We start from the raw sequence: 18,263 nt of genomic DNA on the forward strand, positions 1-18,263 counted from the left end.
CTCTCAGCCGGTCACGCCGCGGCGGCTGTCACCCAACGGTCCAGCGTGGCCCGAGCCGCACCCGAGTCGACGGCCGCAGCGGCCCGCGCGATGCCCGCCGCCAGCGCCTCGTCGTACGCCGCCCCGGGGGCGTCGTAGACCGCGAGCGCCGCACCGGCGTTGAGCAGCACGGCGTCGCGCACCGGGCCGGTCTTCCCTTCGAGCAGATCCCGGACCACGCCGGCATTGTGCTGAGCGTCTCCGCCGCGCAGGTCCTCGGCCGTCGCCGGGGCGATCCCGAGGCTCGGCGGGTCGACGACGACCTCGTCGACCGTGCCGTCGTGGACGACCCACAGCCGCGAGGTGGTGGTCGTGGTGAGCTCGTCGAGCCCGTCGTCGCCGCGGAACACCCAGGCGTCGACGCCACGTCGGGCGAACACGCCGGCCATGACCGGGGCGAGCCGCACGTCCGCGCAGCCGATGGCCTGAGCCGCCGGACGGGTGGGATTGGCCAGCGGCCCGAGCACGTTGAACGCCGTACCGATCCCCAGCTCCTTGCGGGGCACGGCGGCGTGCCTCATCGCCGGATGGAAGGCCGCGGCGAAGCAGAAGGTGATGCCGGCCTCCTCCGCGACCTCGGCCACGCGGTCAGCGGGCAGGTCGAGCCGGACGCCGAGCGCCTCCAGTACGTCGGCGGTCCCGGCCTGCGACGACGCCGACCGGTTGCCGTGCTTGACCACGAGCGCGCCGGCGCCGGCGGCGACGATCGCGGCCATGGTCGAGATGTTCACCGAGAACGAGCGGTCACCACCGGTGCCGACGACGTCGAGCAGCCGACCGGGGACCGAGATGGGCGTCATCACGGCGTACATCGCCTCGACGAGCCCGGTGAGCTCGTCGATCGATTCCCCCTTGGCGCGCAGGGCGACCATGAAGCCGGCGATCTGGGCCGGGGTGGCCTCACCGGCGAGGATCTCGCCCATCGCCCAGGCCGACTGGGCGGGCGTGAGGTCGTCCCCGGCGATCAGGGCGCCGAGGACGTCGGGCCAGGTCATCGCGGGGTCGCCACGTCAGGCAGGGACGCGGGCGCGGAGCAGCGAGACCACGGCCTCCGCGAGCTGGATCGGGTCGAGCGGGTGGGGCACGGCTGCGTCCGCGCGCGACCAGGTCGCCAGCCAGGCGTCCTGGGGCCGGCCGGTGAGCACCACCAGCGGCGGGCAGTCGAGGATCTCGTCCTTCAGCTGCTTGGCGATGCCCATGCCGCCGGCCGGGACCGCCTCGCCGTCGAGGATGGCGAGGGCGAGCTCGCCGGCGTCCATGTTCTGGATGACCACGGGCTCCGTCGCGACCTCGACGTACTCCAGCTCCGGCAGGTCCGGGTGGGGCCGCCGGCCCAACGCCAGGATGACCTGCTCGCGCGTGTGGACGTCGTCGCTGTAGACGAGCACTTTCAGAGCCTTCTGAGAAGTCACCTGCGCGATGCTACTCGGAGGGCGACCGCTCCGCCGGTGTGACCTCGGTCGCGGCGTGCCGTTCGAGCTCCTGCCGGCGCTCGAGGCGCTCGAGGCGGTCGAGTCGTCGATCCTCGCGTTGTGCCTCGCGCATCGAGGAACGCACCCACTGCACGAACAGCACCACGAAGAACACCAGGCCGACCAGGTCGCCCGCGCCCCACAGGATGCCTCCGGCGAGCCTCTGGTCCTCGTACGGGTCCGGGAGCCAGGCGCCGAGCGGGCCGTCGTGGAGCGCGGGATACCAGTCGCCTCCGAGCAGGGTCTTCTGACCCATGATCGTGACGCCCAGGAAGGCGTGGAAGGGCAGCGTCATCACCGTCAGCAGCACCCGGAACGGGTGGGCCACCCGGCCGGGCAGTGGATCGACGCCGACGATCGGCCAGAAGAAGAGCGTGCCGACAGCGACGAGGTGGACGTGCATCATCTCGTGGACGTAGGTCGAGCGGAGCGAGGCGTCGTACCAGCCGGTGAAGTAGAGGGCCCACGGCGAGATCACGTAGAGGCCGAAGGTCAGCGGCGGGAAGGCCAGCACCCGGGCCAGACGCGAGTGCAGCAGGGTGAGCAGCCAGCCCCGCGGGCGCCGGGGCAGGGTACGCAGGGCCAGGGTGACAGGGGCGCCGAGTGCGAGCGAGAGCGGCACGACCATCGACAGCACCATGTGCTGGACCATGTGCGCGCTCAGCAGCACCGTGTCGTACGCCGCCAGACCGGACGAGGTCGCGAGGTAGAACGCGAGCAGGCCGAGAGCCCAGGCGATGGAGCGTCCGACGGGCCACCGGTCGCCGCGCCGGCGCAGCGCGAGCACGCCGACGGCGTACAGGCCGCCGGCCCAGACGGTCACGACGAGCGGCAGCGGCGCGAGACCCCACTGGGACAGGAGCGTCCCGGCGTCGAACGGGGGCAGGCTCTCGCCCCCGGCCGCCACGGAGGACCACACCAGCACCATGCGCACCTCCCCGACCCGTTCAGGACCTATTCGAGCCTAGGTCGTGCGTGGTTATCGCTCAGAACGGGGGGTCGGGTGCCGCCCCACGGCGATAGACGCCATAATGGCGCCCGTGGCGATCTCAGCTTCGGCATCTCTTCCGGCCTCGCGCCTGCACGGCCAGCACGACCGACCCAGCATGGTCGCCGTCGGCACCATCATCTGGCTGTCCAGCGAGCTCATGTTCTTCGCGGCCCTGTTCGCCGCGTACTTCACGATCCGCTCGGTCTCACCCGAGATGTGGGCGGAGAACACCGAGCTGCTGAACGTGCCGTTCGCGTCGGTCAACACCACGATCCTGGTGCTGTCGTCGTTCACCTGCCAGCTCGGCGTGTTCGCCGCCGAGCGCGGCCAGGTCTCGCGGGCCGGCTCGCTGCTGCAGGTCGGCAAGTGGGGCCTGCGCGAGTGGTTCATCCTGACCTACGTCATGGGCGCGATCTTCGTCGGCGGCCAGGCGCTCGAGTACGCCGAGCTCATCCACGAGGGCGTCACGATCCCCAACGACGCCTACGGCACGATGTTCTACCTGACCACCGGGTTCCACGGCATCCACGTGACCGGCGGCCTCATCGCCTTCCTCTTCGTCCTCGGCCGCACCTACGCCGCCAGACGCTTCACCCACGAGCAGGCGGTCAGCGCGATCGTCGTCTCCTACTACTGGCACTTCGTCGACGTCGTGTGGATCGGCCTGTTCGCGACGATCTACCTGATCAAGTGACGCGGCGGACCCTGATGACGAAGAGCTGTTGGATCTTCCGGACTGACAAGGACTGAATGTGCGCCTTCTGAACCGATCCGCCGGTCGACTCTCGCGGCACCGCCGCGGACCGATCGCCGGACTCCTGGTGCTCGTCTGTGGCCTGCTGCTGACGGGTGGTCTCTACGCGGCGCTCGCGCCGGCCCAAGCGGACACCGACCAGAGCCAGGCGGAGCTGGTCAAGGACGGACGCGAGCTCTTCCTGGTCGGCTGTGCCTTCTGCCACGGCCAGAACGGCGAGGGCGTGCTCACCCAGGGTGGCTCGCAGTACGGTCCGGCCCTGACCGACGTCGGTGCCGCCGCGGTCGACTTCCAGGTCGGCACCGGTCGCATGCCGATGGCCCAGCCCGGCGCCCAGGCGCCGCGCAAGGAGGTCGTCTACACCAAGGAGGAGACCGCCGCGCTGGCGGCGTTCGTCGCCTCGCTCGGCACCGGGCCGGCCATCCCGGACAAGGAGCTCTACTCGACCGCGGGCATGAGCGAGGAGGAGGTCCAGGAGCTCGTCACCCGTGGCGGCCAGATCTTCCTCGCCAACTGCACCGCGTGCCACAACTTCGAGGGCTCCGGCGGCGCCATGCCGCGCGGCGGCTACGCGCCCAAGATCCGCGGCGTCGACTCCAAGCACATCTACGAGGCGATGCTCACCGGTCCCCAGTCGATGGACACCTTCTCGGACGGCAACATCCCGCCCGAGGACAAGAAGGCGGTCATCGCCTACCTCAACAAGCTGGACGAGAGCCCGAGCTACGCCGGCTTCACGCTCGGCAGTCTCGGCCCTGTCAGCGAAGGCATCATCGCCTGGGTCGGCGGCATCGGCCTCCTGATCGGCTTCGCCGTCTGGATCGCCGCGCACACCACCCGCTCGAGCAAGAAGAAGGACGAGGCGGCAGCGTGACCGACGCACACGACACCCACTCCGACCCGCACGGGGGCGAGCTCGCGGTCACCGGGCCGATCCCGGACCCGGGTCTGCCCGAGCACCAGTGGCGCCCCACCGACGTCGACCCCGCCAAGGAGAAGCGCGCCGAGCGCCAGGTCGCCACGCTGTTCGGCCTGTCGGCGGTCTGCACGATCCTCTTCCTGGTCGCCTACTTCACCTTCGACATCGGCGACGACTGGGACGTCGTCGCCGGCTTCGGCGCCTCGACCATGGCCCTGGGCTTCACCCTCGGGCTCGCCCTGATGCTCATCGGCGTCGGCGTCATCCACTGGGCCCGCAAGCTCATGGCCGACCACGAGATCGTCGAGCTCCGTCACCCCGCGCGCTCCTCCGACGAGGACCGCGAGGTCGCCGTCCAGGCGATCACCGACGGCCTCACCGAGTCCGGCATCGGCCGGCGGCCGCTGATCCGCAACTCGCTGCTCGGCGCGGTCGGCCTGCTCGGCCTCCCGGCCGTCGTACTGCTGCGCGACCTCGGTCCGCTGCCGGGCGACAAGCTCTACCACACGATCTGGGGCAAGGGGCTGGAGGACAAGCCGATGCGGATCGTCCGCGACGGCATCTGGACCCCGATCCTCGCCTCGGACCTCGAGATCGGCGACCTGGTCAACTGCCAGCCCGACGCGCTGCACAACCCGGAGCGCTACGACATCGACCCGCTCGAGGTCGAGGGCGTTAACCTCCAGATCCACAAGTCGAAGGCGTCGCTGATCCTGCTGCGGATGAACCCGGGCGACATCATCCCGGGCAAGGACGCGAAGGGCGAGAGCCGCCAGAACTGGTCGGTCGACGGGATCGTCGCCTACTCGAAGATCTGCACCCACGTCGGCTGCCCGATCTCGCTGAACGAGCGCACGACGCACCACCTGCTCTGCCCGTGCCACCAGTCCACCTTCGACCTCGCCGACTCCGGCAAGGTGGTGTTCGGCCCCGCCGGCCGTCCACTGCCGCAGCTGCCGATCGCCGTCGACGACGAGGGCTACCTGGTCGCGCAGAGCGACTTCGACGAGCCGGTCGGCCCGAGCTTCTGGGAGCGTGACTACTATGAGCGTTGATGTGAGCAAGGTCGCCTCGACCAACGGCATGACGCCCGCCACCGCCAAGGGTGGCAAGGCCGCCGGCGCCATCGCCACATGGGCCGACGAGCGCCTCGGCCTCGGCACGGCGATGAAGAAGAACATCCGCAAGGTGTTCCCGGACCACTGGTCCTTCATGCTCGGCGAGATCGCTCTGTGGAGCTTCGTCGTCCTGCTGCTGACCGGTGTCTTCCTGACCCTGTGGTTCGACCCGAGCATGACCGAGATCCAGTACAACGGCGCCTACGACCCGCTCCGTGGCGTCCACATGTCCTCGGCGTTCGCCTCGACGATGGACATCTCCTTCGACGTCCGCGGCGGTCTGCTCATGAGGCAGATGCACCACTGGGCCGCACACGTCTTCATCGCCTCGATGATGATCCACATGCTCCGGGTCTACCTGACCGGCGCGTTCCGCAAGCCGCGCGAGCTGAACTGGGTCATCGGCTGCCTGCTCCTGCTGCTCGGCACGCTCGAGGGCTTCACCGGCTACTCGCTCCCCGACGACCTGCTCTCGGGCACGGGCGTGCGGGCCGCGGACGGCTTCATGAAGGCCTCCCCCGTGGTCGGCTCCTACATGTCGTTCTTCGTGTTCGGCGGCGAGTTCCCGGGCGACTCGATCATCCCCCGGTTCTACGCGGTGCACATCCTGCTGATCCCGGGTCTGCTGCTCGCGCTCATCGCGGCGCACATGCTGCTGCTCGTCTACCACAAGCACACGCAGTGGGCCGGCCCCGGCCGGACCGAGGGCAATGTCGTGGGCTACCCGATGCTCCCGGTCTACGCGGCCAAGGCGGGCGGCTTCTTCTTCATCGTGTTCGGCACGATCGCGATGCTGGGCGGCCTGTTCTCGATCAACGCGGTCTGGAAGATCGGTCCGTACGACCCGTCCAAGGTCACCGCGGGCTCCCAGCCCGACTGGTACATGGGCTGGCCCGACGGTCTGCTCCGGATCATCCCGGCCTGGGAGACCCATATCTGGGGCATCACGCTCTCCTGGAACGTCATGCTCCCGATCCTGGTGATGCCTCCGCTGCTGCTGATGCTCCTGATGGCGCTGCCGTTCATCGAGTCCTGGATCACCGGCGACAAGAGGGAGCACCACCTGCTCCAGCGGCCGCGCAACGCGCCGACCCGGACCGCGGTCATGGTCGCACTGATGACCTTCTACGGCCTCTCGTGGGCCGCGGGCGGCAATGACATCATCGCGATCAAGCTCCACCTGAGCATCAACCAGATCACGTACTTCATGCGAGGCGCGGTCTTCATCGGTCCGGTGATCGCCTTCATCATCACGCGGCGCTGGTGCATCTCGCTCCAGCGTCACGACGAGGGCAAGCTGCTCCACGGCTACGAGACGGGTGTCCTGGTCCGCTCCCCCGAGGGCGGGTACGCCGAGAAGCACCTGCCGATCCCGGAGAGCAAGGCCTACACGCTCACGGCCCGCGACGACGACCCGCGGCCGGAGACGGCCGAGGAGATCGAGGCGTCGGGTGTGACCGGCCGCCGACTGCGGCTGCGCAAGCTGCGGGCCAGGCTCGCCACCGTGTTCTTCGCGGACAACGTGCAGAAGCCCACGGTCGAGGAGTTGCACGAGGCCCAGCACCACGCGGAGCACGAGCTCCACGAGCTCGAGTCGCAGATCTCCGCCGGTCCCAACCGGCACGGTCCCGCCGAGCACTGATCCGACGACGAAGGCCCGGACACCCCCGCGGGGTGTCCGGGCCTTCGTCGTTCCCGCGTGCGTGGTCCGTTCTGCTTCGGTGGTTGGCCTGGGGGCGGGTCTCCCGACTCCCCGCCTGCTGCGCGACGTTTCCGACCTGGGAGCCCGGCCTAGTCCGAAAGGACTAGCTCCGCGCCGCCATTTCCGGCAGATCGACGGATCCGAGGGCCGCGACCCGCCGCATAGCGTGCTCACGACGGCGTGGGGACGACGCGGAAGGGCGGAGCGATGACGGCAGTGCTGGCCTCTCCCCTGGCTCCGGCGCGCCCACTCCTCAAGAGCGGCACCGCACGCCGCCTCGCCCGGGTCCGGGCGGCCGTCGTCACACTGGACGTGCTCGCGCTCGTCCTCGCCGCCGTCCTGGCCGTCGGCCTGAAGTTCGGCTTCGCCACCTGGCCGCCGGCCGACGTCGACCGGCTCACGGGAGTGCCGCTCGTCGACTTCGGCTGGGTGGTCCCCACCTGGCTCGCCACGCTGGCGCTCGCCGGTGCATGGTCGCCCCGGACCCTCGCCCGCGGTGGCGACGAGCTCAAGGCCCTGGTCCGCGGCTCCTTGGCGGGCGCGGGCGTGGTCGCGATGGCGGCGTACCTCGTCGACTACGACATGTCACGCGGCTACTTCGCACTGACCTGGGGCATCGGCACGACCGGGCTGCTGCTCGAGCGGTACGCCGTGCGGCGGGTCGTCGCCCGGCTGCGCCGCAACCACCGGCTGGTCAACCGGATGGTCGTGGTCGGCGACCCGGTCGCGGTGAGCGAGCTGGGTGCTGCCCTGGCTCGCCGTCCCGACCTGGGCTACCGGGTCGTCGGGGCGTGCGTCGAGGCCTCCGACCCGTCGTTCCCGGTGCCGGTGCTCGGCCGGCCCGGTGCCGCCGTCGAGGCCTGCCGCGAGCACCATGCCGACACCCTGCTGATCGCGAGCGGCTCCTTCTCGTCCTCGGTCGACCTGCGTCAGGTCGGCTGGGAGCTCGAGGACACCGACATCGACCTGATCGTGGTCCCGAACCTGATCGACGTCGCCGGGCCGCGGATCCGGCTGCGTCCGGTCGCCGGTCTCCCGTTCGTGCACGTGGAGCCGCCGCAGGTCGCCCAGGCCCTCCGCCGCGGCAAGGCGGCCTTCGACCGGGTCGGCGCGGGACTGCTGCTGCTCCTGTTCGCCCCGGTCCTGCTCGCCGTCGCCGTCGCCGTCAAGCTCGACGACGGTGGCCCGATCCTCTACCGGCACCGCCGGATCGGCCTCGACGGCCAGGAGTTCGGGCTGTGGAAGTTCCGCAGCATGGTGCCGGACGCTGCCACCCGCCACGCCGCCCTCGTCGACACGCGCGGCGAGAGTCCGCTGCTCTTCAAGCTGCCGGCCGATCCGCGCGTGACCCGCGTCGGCGCTGTCCTACGTCGCTGGTCCCTCGACGAGCTCCCGCAGCTGCTCAACGTCCTGGCCGGCCAGATGAGCCTGGTCGGCCCGCGGCCCCAGGTCGCCGCCGAGGTCGCCTGCTACAGCCCGGCCATGCACCGCCGGCTGCGGGTTCGACCGGGGATGACCGGCCTGTGGCAGGTGTCCGGCCGCTCGGAGCTGACCGCCGCGGACGCCGAGCGTCTCGACCTCTCCTACGTCGAGAACTGGTCCATGGCCGCCGACCTGGCGATCCTGGCCCGCACGGCGCGGGCCGTGCTGCGCGGTGACGGGGCCTGGTGAGTGCGACCGATCTGCTTGACTGCCCCTGTGCCCCATGGCGAGATCGTGATGGCGGTCCACCGCCCCGACCCTGAGCTGCTTCGGCGGCAGCTCGAGTCTTTGCGGGCACAGACCGTCCGGACGTGGACCTGCCGGATCGGCATCGACGGCGCCGACGCCGCCGCCGAGTCCCTCATCCGCCATCTCGTCGGCGACGACCCGCGCTTCGTCGTGCACGCCTACGCCGACAACGTCGGTGTCTACCGCCACGTCGAGCGGATGCTCCGCGAGGTCACCGCCGACGCGGTCTGGGTCGCGTTGAGCGATCAGGACGATCACTGGCACGACGACAAGGTCGAGAGACTTCTCGCTGCTCTCACCAGCGGACCAGCTCTGGCGACGGCCGCGACCTGCCAGGCTGCGCTCGTGGACCGCGACGGCGTCCACCTGGGTCGTACGGACCGTCGACCCGGTGACGTGATCGACCTACTGTTGCGCAACCACGTGACAGGCAGTCTGACCTTGTGGCGTGGCGACGTCGTCGCCGCCGCTCTCCCATTCCCCGGAGCCACCGATGCTTCGATCCACGACCACTGGCTCGCCGTGTGCGCCGCGGGGCTCGGCGAGGTCCGCCTGGTCGACGAGGTCCTCCAGGACTACGTCCAGCACGGCGGGAACCTCCTCGGCGAGGTCGGTCGCACCACCTTCCGATCGGAGCTGCGTGCCGCTCGCAACCGCGGCGGGCTGCGGGCCCACCTCGATCACGCAGCGCGACACCGCTGGCAATGGCGCGTCGCGATGGCGAGCGGACTGGTCGACCGCGGGATCGATCAGGACCCGGTCGTCGCCGACATCGCGGCCGGTCGGGTCAGCGGCCGCCTCCTGCGTCGGGCGGGTCGCAGCGTGGTGCAAGGTCGGCTCCGCCTTCGAGGAGCGGTGGGCGTACTCGTGGCCGCCACGTGGTCGAGGGGTGCGGCCAGGCCGTGAGCTCGTCCGCCGACTGGACCCTCGTCACCGTGACCTACAACTCCGCAGCCACTCTGCGACGCTGCTGGACCGCCGCGAACATAGGCGATGCCCGCTGGATCGTCGTCGACAACGCGTCCACGGACGGCTCGGTCGACGTCGCGCGTTCCCTCGGAGCCGACGTGGTGACCCGCACGCGCAACGACGGTTTCAGCGTAGCGAACAACGCCGGTCTCGCTGTTGTGGAGACGCCGTGGGTGATGTTCGTGAATCCTGATGTCACGGTGGGCACGCCGGCCGATCTCGATCGGCTGGCCGCGACCGCGGCGCGACACGGCTCGTTGGTGGCTCCGCGGTTGATTCATCCCGACGGGACCGATCAGCGCAACGGCCGAGGGCTGCCGCTGCCGACCCACAAGATCCGTCACCGAGGCGTCCGCCTCCCCTGGGTCGACCCGGACGACTACGCCCGAGCGGATCTCGACGTGCCCACGTATGTCGCCTGGGCCATCGGTGCCGCCATCGGCGGACCTACGACGCTTCTTCGCAGTCTGCGCGGCTGGGACGAGCGGTACTTCGTCTACTACGAGGACCACGATCTCGGGCTCCGGAGCTGGGCGTCCGGCCATCCGGTGATCCTCGATCCCGTCGTGTCCTGGGTGCACGAGTGGCAGCGTGAGACCGCGCGGCTGCGCTGGGCTCCGTGGCGCCACGAACTGCGCTCGGCACGGAGGTTCTACGCCACCTACCCCGGCCTGCGATCCGCCCGGCGTGCCGCGCACGACGGCTCCCTCCGCAACCTGTCGCGACACCTCTGGAGCGAGGCCGGATGACCGGGCATTGCGTCGTGGTCGTGCCGCTGTATACGCCCGGATCGGAGGTCCGGGCCGCCGTCGCCGCCATGGCCGCCCAGGCTCCCCTCATCCTTGTCGACGACGGCTCCGGGCCGGCGTTCGACAAGATCCTCGACGAGCTTCGGAGACTGCAGGGTGTTCATCTCATCGCTCGCCCCACGAACGACGGCATCGCCACGGCCCTGAACCACGGCGTTCGCCGGGCGATCGACCTCGGTGCGGACGTCGTGATCACGATGGACCAGGACTGCCTGCCGGCACCGGGCTTCGTGTCCGCCATCCGCGACGCGGTGTCGGCGGCGACGGGACATGTCGCAATCGGTCCGGGTCGGCTCAACGGTGAGCCGGTCGCTCCCGGGGCGGGGACCGGCACGTCAGCGGTCCCGGTGACCTGCATCTTCCAAGCCGGGATGACCATGCGCGCGGACACGTTCGAGCTGCTCGGCGGCCTGGACGAGTCGCTGTTCATCGACGCCGTCGACACCGACCTCTGTCTCCGACTTCGCGCGCTCGGCGGCGAGGTCCTCGTCGTCCCGGATCTCGACCTCACCCACGCACTCGGCGCCTCCGATGCTGCTCGACGAGTCCAGCTTGGTCCCTTTCGGCCCACGGCTACTTTCCATTCCCCGGAGCGTCGCTATTACATCACCCGCAACACCCTCCGGGTCATCGCCAGGCACGCTCCTCACGAGCCTCGGTGGGCGGCGATGGCGACGCGGCGGCTGGCGGCCGCGACGGCGCTGGCCATGACCGTCGAGGACTGCCGCCCGGCCAAGCTGGCCGCGATCACGGCCGGTCTGGTCGACGCCCTGCGCCGTCGAACCGGACCCCGACCGGCATCGCCACCGCTCCGGCGGCTGCGCTCGCGAGCGGCGTCGTGACTTCCAGACACTGCCAGGACGGTCACCGACGTGGGCGAGGACATCGCCCGATCGCGGAGTCATCGCGCAGTCGGCACTCGATGCCCGGCGGACCGCAGCTCAGCGCCCGGTAGCCCCGCCTGGGTTCGGCTTCCGCCGGCGGAGCAGCGGTCGGGCGACGGTCAGTTGGTAGGCGAACACCAGGGCCTCGGTCAGGGCCAGCCCGGCGGCTCCCCCGACCACGCCGTGACGGTGGACGAGGATCAGGATCGCGGGGACGCCGACGACCGCCCCGAGCAGCGTGCTCCGCAGGACGGCGTCTACCCGTCCGCATGTCACCAGCACGTGCCGGCCCAGGGACGAGTTGAGCGACAGGAACAGCACGGCGACCCCGAACCACACGGAGACGTCGTCCGGCATCCGCAGGGACGAGCCGAACAGCAGGGAGCTCAACGGTCCTCCGAGCAGCACGAACCCCACGAGGCCCAGGGCACCGACGGCCGCGTGGATGGTGACCGCGGTGCGGAAGCGCTGTGGGCGTCCCTCCGGTGCGGCGACCCACCCCTGGAGAGCCTGGCAGGACCCCGCGACGACGACCAGACCCCACTGGTAGAGCTTCCAACCCGACGCATAGCCCGCGAGCGCCACGGCGGAGACAGGAGCGGAGACGAGTGCGACGTTGATCGCCGAGTAGGCCCCTGCCACCGCCTCGGTGGCGGTCGGCACCCACCGGGAGCGCCACGACACCCGGACCCAGGGCTCGGCGCGGGGCGCGCGCCGCACAACGAGGGTCACCGCACTCGCCGCGCCGGCGTACGCGACGGCGATCGCCGCCGGGTAGATCAAGGGGTCCCCCCCGGCCACGATCAGTCCGGCCGCGACCAGGTGGGCGCCGGCGACGGGGAGGCCCTCGAACCGCAGCACGTCGGTGGCGCGGCCGGCACCGACGAGAAGCCAACGCGGACTCAGCGCCACGAGGCTCGTCGACGCGCACACGGCGAGGCTCAGCATCCGTGCCGAGTCCGGCACGAGGACGGAGGTCACCAGCATCCCCACCGGGATCACGACCAGTGCGGCGAGGGCTCGCTGGCGCACGCTCTCCTCGTAGAGCGAGCGCCGGATCGGCGCCGCCGCGTCGGCGACGGCGCTCGGACCGGTCAACGCCCAGCCGCCTGCCGCGACGAGACTCGCCATCGCGCCGACAGACTGTCCGACCGCCAGCCCGGCCCACGCCGACGGGTCCAGGGCACGGGCGAGGACGGGCAGCGAAACGAGGCTCGCGAGGGCGGGCAGCAAGGTGACCAGGGTGAAGCCGACGACACGGCCGGTCGGCGACGCCATCACGGTGGTGGCCCGGGTGACCCGAAGACGGTCCGGACCTCGTCGGCGAAGAGCATCCGCTCCCGCTCCAGAAGGGAGCGGAACCCCTGCTGACGACGGGTGTGGCCCGGAAGGTCGGCAAGCACTTGTTCGAGGATGTCGACGGCGCTGCCCACCAGATCGGTGCCGACGGGAATCCGGTGCTCGGCAGGGAGCGGGAAGTCGCGGGGATTCGCTCCGGCGCCGCGCGCGGCGAGCAGGGTCACCGCACCGTGGAGCGCTGCCTCCCGGGGGATCCGGTCCTTGCCCGGCAGATGTCCCAGGTCCAGGTAGACGTCGCTGCGCCGGAGCGCCTCCCCGACCTGGTCCGGTGACATGCCGGCGATCGGCAGCCACTGCACGGGTGTCGAGAGTCGTGCGGCCACCTTCTCCACCAGCTCGCCGCCCTTGGCCGGGTTGAAGGCGATGACGGCAAGCCGGGTGCCGCCCGCGCGCGGGTCCCGGGCGAGCGGCGTGGCAGTGACGTAGTCGGAGAGCAACTCCACCGTGGCACCGAACTCCCGCGCCACGACGTCACGAGCGTAGACCGACTGCGCCACGTGGACGGCGGTGCCGAGCCGGCGCCTCCGCGCCGGTCCCCTCACTCGCCGCACTGCGGTCCTCGGGAGGGCCCGCATTACGGCCGCGAGCGGCCGACGCGGGTGCTGACCCGCGCGCCGGCGCGCGTCCATGAAGACCGGCGAGTTGTCGACGCTCAGCCACCAGCAGAACCAGGTGGCGTGTCCGACGACCGCGGGACGCGGCACCCAGACCTCCGGCGTGACCACGGCGTCCCGTGGCCCGGTGCGGGCCGTGTCTCGCTGGGGGGCGTCGTAGCGGTCGTACTCCGCCACCCGCCCGCGGCCTTCGGTTCCAGGCATCGGGACCAGGGCCGCGTCGTGGCCCAGCGCGCGCAGGGCATCGACGAGCTGATGGAGCGCCTCGGGGCCGCCGGTCCGCACCCCGCGGGGGTAGAAGACGGACACGTGCTCGAACCGCTCCACGGACGGAGTCTAGTGTCGCGCGTCCGGAGTTCGTCGGTGCTCGCCGTCTTCGGCGCGTAGTGCGTCAGCAGCCCAGGGCTCAGCTGAGCGCGGACCCAGCGACGTACTCGCCCCAGGGGACGTTCCAGTCGCCCCAGCCGTTGCCGGGCTCCATCGGGCGGTCGGTGCCGACGTACTCGACGACGTCGCCGCGGCGGCTCATGGCGTAGAGCCAGCCGGCGTTGTCGGTGCTCAGGCCGGTGCAGCCGTGGGAGACGTTGGCGTGGCCCTGGGATCCGACGGACCAGGGGGCGGCGTGGACGAACTCGCCGGAGCTGGTCAGTCGCATCGCCCACTTCACGTTGTCGATGTCGTAGGCCTCGGCGGAGCCGCGGGAGATGCCGACGGTCTCGGAGTTCATCCGCTTCTGCTCGTACTTCTCCATGATCACCTTGACGCCGGAGCGGGTGGTGAACCCGGGCTTGCCGGTCGTGACCGGAATGGTGCGCAGCAGCTTGCCGTTCTCGAAGACCTTCATCTGATGGGTCTTCGCGTTGACCCGGTAGATGTGGGCGGCGCCGACCTCGAAGTCGACCGTGCGGTCCTCCTGGCCGTAGATGCCGCCGCCGGCGCTCACGCCGTTGACGGCGACGTCGACACTGACCTTGGTGCCGGCCTGCCAGTAGGCCTCGGGGCGCCAGTGCGCCTCGCTGCTGCTGATCCAGTGCCAGGAGCCGGCCTGGGCGGGTGTCGAGGTGACGGTCATGTGCTTCTCGAAGGCTGCCTGGTCGGTGACCGGGAGGTCGAAGGTGACGACGACGGGCATCCCGACGCCGACGGTCTCGCCCTGCAGCGGGGCCACTGACGGGTAGGTCTGCTGATCCAGGCTCAGCGCCTGCGTGGTGAAGGTCGAGATGCTCTCCACCCGCTTGCCGTCGGCGTTCTCGGCGACCGCGCGCAGGCGGTAGCGGGCACCGGGCTCGAGTCCCCCGGCGGAGACCCACCGGGTGCCGTCGGCGCGGAGCTCGCCGCCGACCCGGCCGTCCTTCGACTTGAGCACCACCGAGGAGAGCGTGCCCTTCTCGGCCTTGACCTTGACCACCTTGTCGACGGAGACCCCGGTCGCGTCGTCGTCGACATTGGCCGTCACGACCGCCTCGGAGGCGGCTGCCGCGGTGGTCTCGTCGGCCGGGCCGCCGCCGGGAACCAGGCCCGACCCGTCACAACCGGCCGCGACGAGCGCCACGGCAGCCAGCACGGCGGCGGCCCGCAGGGCGCGCGGACGGAGGTGTGTCGACGGGGAAGGCACCGAATGAGAATACCTGCCGGATCTACCGAAACCCGGCTACGAACACGTCGGCGGTGTCACACCGCCTGCGAGACAGCGCGGCGCACGGCCGCGAAGCGGCACGGCCGCTGCCCGCGGGTCCCAACGGCCGGCAGCGCGGCGCACGGCCGCGAAGCGGCACGGCCGCTGCCCGCGGGTCCCAACGGCCGGCAGCGCGGCGCACGGCCGCGAAGCGGCACGGCCGCTGCCCGCGGGCCCGGAGGGTCCGTGCGGCAGCGGCCGTATGCGACGCGCTCGGCCCAACAATCAGTGGGCGTACTCGCCGCGGTAGTACTCGAAGATCCAGCCCGTCAGCGCGATGGCGCCGAGCACGATGCCGATGATGAACAGCCACCAGGCCAGCACCGCGATCGCGAAGACCATCAGCCCGAGGGTGGCGGCGCACCACAGCGGCCACCAGGAGTACGGCGGGAAGAAGCCGAGCTCGCCCGCGCCGTCGGCGATCTCGCCGTCCTTGAGGTCCTCCGGCCGGGCATCCATCCGGTTGGCGTGGAACCCGATGTAGAGGGTGACCATCGCGCACAGGAGCGTGGTCATGACCAGCGCCGAGGTGCCGGTCCAGTCGGCGCCGTGCTCGCTGCCGTCGGTGATGAACCAGTAGGCGGGGCTGACGAGGACCAGGAAGACCGTGGTCACGCCGAAGACCCATGCTTCGACCTTCATCAGGCGTCGACCTCCTTGGCACCCGCGCCCGCGGCGACCGGCTCGTCGTACATCTCGATGGCGGCGATCTCCGGGTGATGGAGGTCGAACGCCGGCGACTCCGAGCGGATCCGCGGGATCGAGTGGAAGTTGTGCCGCGGCGGCGGGCAGCTCGTGGCCCACTCCAGGGACCGGCCCCAGCCCCACGGGTCGTCGGTGTTGACGAGCGGCCCCTTGCGGGAGACGTAGACGTTGTAGAAGAACGGCAGCATCGAGGACGCGAGGATGAACGCGCCGATCGTCGAGATCTGGTTCAGCGTGGTGAAGCCGTCCTTGGGCAGGTAGTCGGCGTAGCGACGGGCCATGCCCTCGATGCCCAGCCAGTGCTGGATGAGGAAGGTCGTGTGGAAGCCGATGAACAGCAGCCAGAAGTGGATCTTGCCGAGGCGTTCGTCGAGCATCCGACCGGTGAGCTTGGGCCACCAGAAGTAGAAGCCCGCGAACATCGCGAACACGACGGTGCCGAACACCGTGTAGTGGAAGTGCGCCACCACGAAGTAGGAGTCGGAGACGTGGAAGTCCAGCGGCGGGCTGGCCAGGATGATGCCGGTCAGGCCACCGAAGAGGAACGTCGTCAAGAAGCCGATCGACCAGAGCATGGGCGTGTCCATGCGTACTGATCCGCCCCACATCGTGCCGATCCAGTTGAAGAACTTCACGCCGGTCGGGACGGCGATCAGGAAGGTCATGCCGGAGAAGAACGGCAGGTTCACCGCGCCGGTCACGAACATGTGGTGCGCCCACACCGCGACCGAGAGGATCGCGATGCCGAGCGTCGCGCCGACCAGGCCGACGTAGCCGAAGATCGGCTTGCGGCTGAAGACCGGCAGGATCTCGGAGATGATGCCGAAGAACGGCAGCGCGATGATGTAGACCTCGGGGTGCCCGAAGAACCAGAACAGGTGCTGCCACAGGATCGCACCACCGTGCGATGTGTCGAACACATGCGCCCCGAGTTGTCGGTCGGCCTCGAGAGAGAGCAGCGCGCCGGCGAGGATCGGGAAGGCGATGAGCACCAGGATCGCGGTGATCAGCACGGTCCAGACGAAGATCGGCATCCGGAACATGGTCATGCCGGGGGCACGCATGCAGATGATCGTGGTGATGAAGTTGACCGCGCCGAGGATGGTGCCGAGACCGGCCATCCACAGACCCATGATCCACAGGTCGCCGCCGGCACCGGGGCTGTTGACGGAGTCGGACAGCGGCGTGTAGGCGAACCAACCGAAGGAGGCGGCGCCACCCGGGGTGAGGAAGCCCGCGCCGGCGATCAGGCCGCCGAACAGGTACAGCCAGTAGCTGAACATGTTGAGGCGCGGGAACGCCACGTCGGGCGCGCCGATCTGCAGCGGCATGATCGCGTTGCCGAAGCCGAAGAACAGCGGCGTCGCGAACAGCAGCAGCATGATCGTGCCGTGCATGGTGAAGAGCTGGTTGTAGAGCTCCTCGTTGACCAGCTGGCTGCCCGGGTAGGCGAGCTCGGAGCGGATGAGCAGCGCCATGATGCCGCCCGCCATGAACCAGGCCACGGCGGTGCCGAAGTACAGGTTGCCGATCAGCTTGTGATCGGTCGTCGTCATGATGCGGACGAGCTGCTGCCCCAGGGGCTTGCGCTCGGGGAAGTCCGCGGAACGCGCGAGAGTGGTCACTCTTCCTCTCCCTCGTCGTCGTTGTTGATGAGCTCGGTGGAGTACTTGCCGCCCTTGACCGGCTCGTCACTGACGTGCGCGGGGTCCTGGGCGAGGTCGGCCAGGTACGCCTCGTAGTCGGCCTCGGTGACGACCTTGACGTTGAAGAGCATCCGGGAGTGGTACGCGCCGCAGAGCTCGTAGCACTTGCCGGCGTACTCGCCGGTCTCGGTCGGGGTCACCTGGTAGGAGTTGTCGTTGCCCGGCACGACGTCCATGCGCATCGCGAAGGCCGGGATGCCGAAGTTGTGGATGACGTCCGGGCTGTAGAGCTGGAACTCGACGGTCTTGTCGACCGGGATCACGAGGGTGGGGATGTCCTCACCGGTGCCCGCGACATAGACGTTCTTGCCCTGGTAGGGCTGGTTGAACGTCCACTGCCACTTCTGGCCGACGACGGTGACGACCACGTCGGGGTCGGGGTCGTGCTCGAGCGCGATGTTCTGCACCCGGACGGTCTGCGCGAAGAACGCGATGACCATGATGACCGGGAAGATCGTGTAGAAGATCTCGATCGGCAGGTTGTAGCGGGTCTGCACCGGGACCTCGTCGTCGCTGCGACGACGGAACCACAGCGGCACGCCGATGATCAGCGCCCAGGTGATCACACCGACGATCAGCGCGGCGATCCACGCGCCCTGCCACAACTGCAGGATGTGCTCGCCCTGCTCGGACTTGATCTCCGGCATGCCGAACCGCTCCCACTGGGTGTCGGTCGAGCAGCCGGACAGCGCGAGCGCGAGTACGACGAATCCGGCGAGCGGGATCGCGCGACGGGAACGTCGCTGCGCGCCACGCGTGCGCTCGGGGTGCCACCAGCCCACGAACGAGCCTTCCTCTCGAGGGTCAGAACCACTG

The 18,263-nt window shown here is 70.2% G+C and carries 17 protein-coding genes; 8 read left to right on the plus strand and 9 right to left on the minus strand.

The features are described from left to right. Positions 1-11 precede the first annotated feature (11 nt). The 3 genes from trpD to RB608_RS11320 are packed head-to-tail and all read right to left on the minus strand — an operon-like array spanning position 12 to position 2,439. The gene (trpD, locus tag RB608_RS11310) at positions 12-1,034 is read right to left on the minus strand and encodes an anthranilate phosphoribosyltransferase (protein WP_308088001.1); all 1,023 of its coding nucleotides are present in this window, start codon (positions 1,032-1,034) and stop codon (positions 12-14) included. Between the two features lie 15 nt (positions 1,035-1,049). Further along, on the minus strand, positions 1,050-1,460 hold the full coding sequence (locus RB608_RS11315; protein ID WP_392390996.1) for a hypothetical protein: 411 nt from the start codon (positions 1,458-1,460) through the stop codon (positions 1,050-1,052). Position 1,461: 1 nt separating this feature from the next. Continuing rightward, positions 1,462-2,439 (minus strand): cytochrome c oxidase assembly protein, encoded by a 978-nt coding sequence (locus tag RB608_RS11320; protein WP_308088003.1) that lies wholly within the window; start codon positions 2,437-2,439, stop codon positions 1,462-1,464. 103 nt (positions 2,440-2,542) lie between these two features. Here RB608_RS11320 and RB608_RS11325 point away from each other — a divergent pair, with 103 nt between their 5' ends. From RB608_RS11325 to RB608_RS11360, 8 genes are all read left to right on the plus strand, one after another. After that, positions 2,543-3,196, plus strand: a complete 654-nt coding sequence (locus RB608_RS11325; RefSeq protein WP_308088004.1) for a heme-copper oxidase subunit III — start codon at positions 2,543-2,545, stop codon at positions 3,194-3,196. Between the two features lie 58 nt (positions 3,197-3,254). Next, positions 3,255-4,130 carry a c-type cytochrome gene (locus RB608_RS11330; RefSeq protein ID WP_392390990.1) on the plus strand — a complete coding sequence of 292 codons (876 nt, stop codon included), beginning with the start codon at positions 3,255-3,257 and terminating at the stop codon, positions 4,128-4,130. Then, positions 4,127-5,230: a Rieske 2Fe-2S domain-containing protein gene (locus tag RB608_RS11335; protein ID WP_308088005.1), complete on the plus strand. Its 1,104-nt coding sequence runs from the start codon at positions 4,127-4,129 to the stop codon at positions 5,228-5,230. The genes RB608_RS11330 and RB608_RS11335 overlap by 4 nt, the downstream gene beginning before the upstream one ends. 28 nt (positions 5,231-5,258) lie before the next feature. Further along, positions 5,259-6,935, plus strand: coding sequence for a ubiquinol-cytochrome c reductase cytochrome b subunit (locus tag RB608_RS11340; protein ID WP_308088201.1), 1,677 nt, complete (start codon positions 5,259-5,261; stop codon positions 6,933-6,935). Positions 6,936-7,202: 267 nt separating this feature from the next. After that, a complete protein-coding gene (locus RB608_RS11345; RefSeq protein WP_308088006.1) occupies positions 7,203-8,666 on the plus strand; it encodes a sugar transferase in 1,464 nt (487 codons plus the stop codon). Between the two features lie 27 nt (positions 8,667-8,693). After that, positions 8,694-9,632: a glycosyltransferase gene (locus RB608_RS11350; RefSeq protein WP_308088007.1), complete on the plus strand. Its 939-nt coding sequence runs from the start codon at positions 8,694-8,696 to the stop codon at positions 9,630-9,632. Beyond that, on the plus strand, positions 9,629-10,444 hold the full coding sequence (locus tag RB608_RS11355) for a glycosyltransferase (protein WP_308088008.1): 816 nt from the start codon (positions 9,629-9,631) through the stop codon (positions 10,442-10,444). Before RB608_RS11350 ends, RB608_RS11355 begins: the two co-directional genes overlap by 4 nt. Then, a complete protein-coding gene (locus RB608_RS11360) occupies positions 10,441-11,346 on the plus strand; it encodes a glycosyltransferase (RefSeq protein ID WP_308088009.1) in 906 nt (301 codons plus the stop codon). The genes RB608_RS11355 and RB608_RS11360 overlap by 4 nt, the downstream gene beginning before the upstream one ends. 99 nt (positions 11,347-11,445) lie before the next feature. Here the strand turns inward: RB608_RS11360 and RB608_RS11365 are convergent, their stop codons facing one another. The 6 genes from RB608_RS11365 to coxB form a co-directional block, all read right to left on the minus strand. Next, positions 11,446-12,666, minus strand: a complete 1,221-nt coding sequence (locus RB608_RS11365) for a polysaccharide biosynthesis C-terminal domain-containing protein (protein WP_308088010.1) — start codon at positions 12,664-12,666, stop codon at positions 11,446-11,448. Continuing rightward, positions 12,666-13,688 (minus strand): hypothetical protein, encoded by a 1,023-nt coding sequence (locus RB608_RS11370; RefSeq protein ID WP_308088011.1) that lies wholly within the window; start codon positions 13,686-13,688, stop codon positions 12,666-12,668. The genes RB608_RS11365 and RB608_RS11370 overlap by 1 nt, the downstream gene beginning before the upstream one ends. A 79-nt stretch (positions 13,689-13,767) precedes the next feature. Next, positions 13,768-14,976: an Ig-like domain-containing protein gene (locus RB608_RS11375; RefSeq protein WP_308088012.1), complete on the minus strand. Its 1,209-nt coding sequence runs from the start codon at positions 14,974-14,976 to the stop codon at positions 13,768-13,770. A gap of 285 nt (positions 14,977-15,261) precedes the next feature. Beyond that, positions 15,262-15,678, minus strand: coding sequence for a cytochrome c oxidase subunit 4 (locus RB608_RS11380; protein ID WP_308088013.1), 417 nt, complete (start codon positions 15,676-15,678; stop codon positions 15,262-15,264). Further along, positions 15,678-17,366: a cytochrome c oxidase subunit I gene (ctaD, locus tag RB608_RS11385; protein ID WP_308088014.1), complete on the minus strand. Its 1,689-nt coding sequence runs from the start codon at positions 17,364-17,366 to the stop codon at positions 15,678-15,680. Before ctaD ends, RB608_RS11380 begins: the two co-directional genes overlap by 1 nt. Then, on the minus strand, positions 17,363-18,229 hold the full coding sequence (gene coxB / locus RB608_RS11390; RefSeq protein WP_308088015.1) for a cytochrome c oxidase subunit II: 867 nt from the start codon (positions 18,227-18,229) through the stop codon (positions 17,363-17,365). Before coxB ends, ctaD begins: the two co-directional genes overlap by 4 nt. Positions 18,230-18,263: the final 34 nt, after the last annotated feature.

This window comes from Nocardioides sp. LHD-245 (genome assembly GCF_030929495.1).
In the GTDB taxonomy this organism is placed as follows: Bacteria; Actinomycetota; Actinomycetes; order Propionibacteriales; family Nocardioidaceae; genus Nocardioides.

Coding starts and splice junctions, on each gene's coding strand:
- trpD (WP_308088001.1), bottom strand. CDS start 1,034: ATGACCTGGCCCGACGTCCTCGGCGCCCTGATCGCCGGGGACGACCTC.
- RB608_RS11320 (WP_308088003.1), bottom strand. CDS start 2,439: ATGGTGCTGGTGTGGTCCTCCGTGGCGGCCGGGGGCGAGAGCCTGCCC.
- RB608_RS11325 (WP_308088004.1), top strand. CDS start 2,543: ATGGCGCCCGTGGCGATCTCAGCTTCGGCATCTCTTCCGGCCTCGCGC.
- RB608_RS11340 (WP_308088201.1), top strand. CDS start 5,259: ATGACGCCCGCCACCGCCAAGGGTGGCAAGGCCGCCGGCGCCATCGCC.
- RB608_RS11345 (WP_308088006.1), top strand. CDS start 7,203: ATGACGGCAGTGCTGGCCTCTCCCCTGGCTCCGGCGCGCCCACTCCTC.
- RB608_RS11360 (WP_308088009.1), top strand. CDS start 10,441: ATGACCGGGCATTGCGTCGTGGTCGTGCCGCTGTATACGCCCGGATCG.
- RB608_RS11365 (WP_308088010.1), bottom strand. CDS start 12,666: ATGGCGTCGCCGACCGGCCGTGTCGTCGGCTTCACCCTGGTCACCTTG.
- RB608_RS11380 (WP_308088013.1), bottom strand. CDS start 15,678: ATGAAGGTCGAAGCATGGGTCTTCGGCGTGACCACGGTCTTCCTGGTC.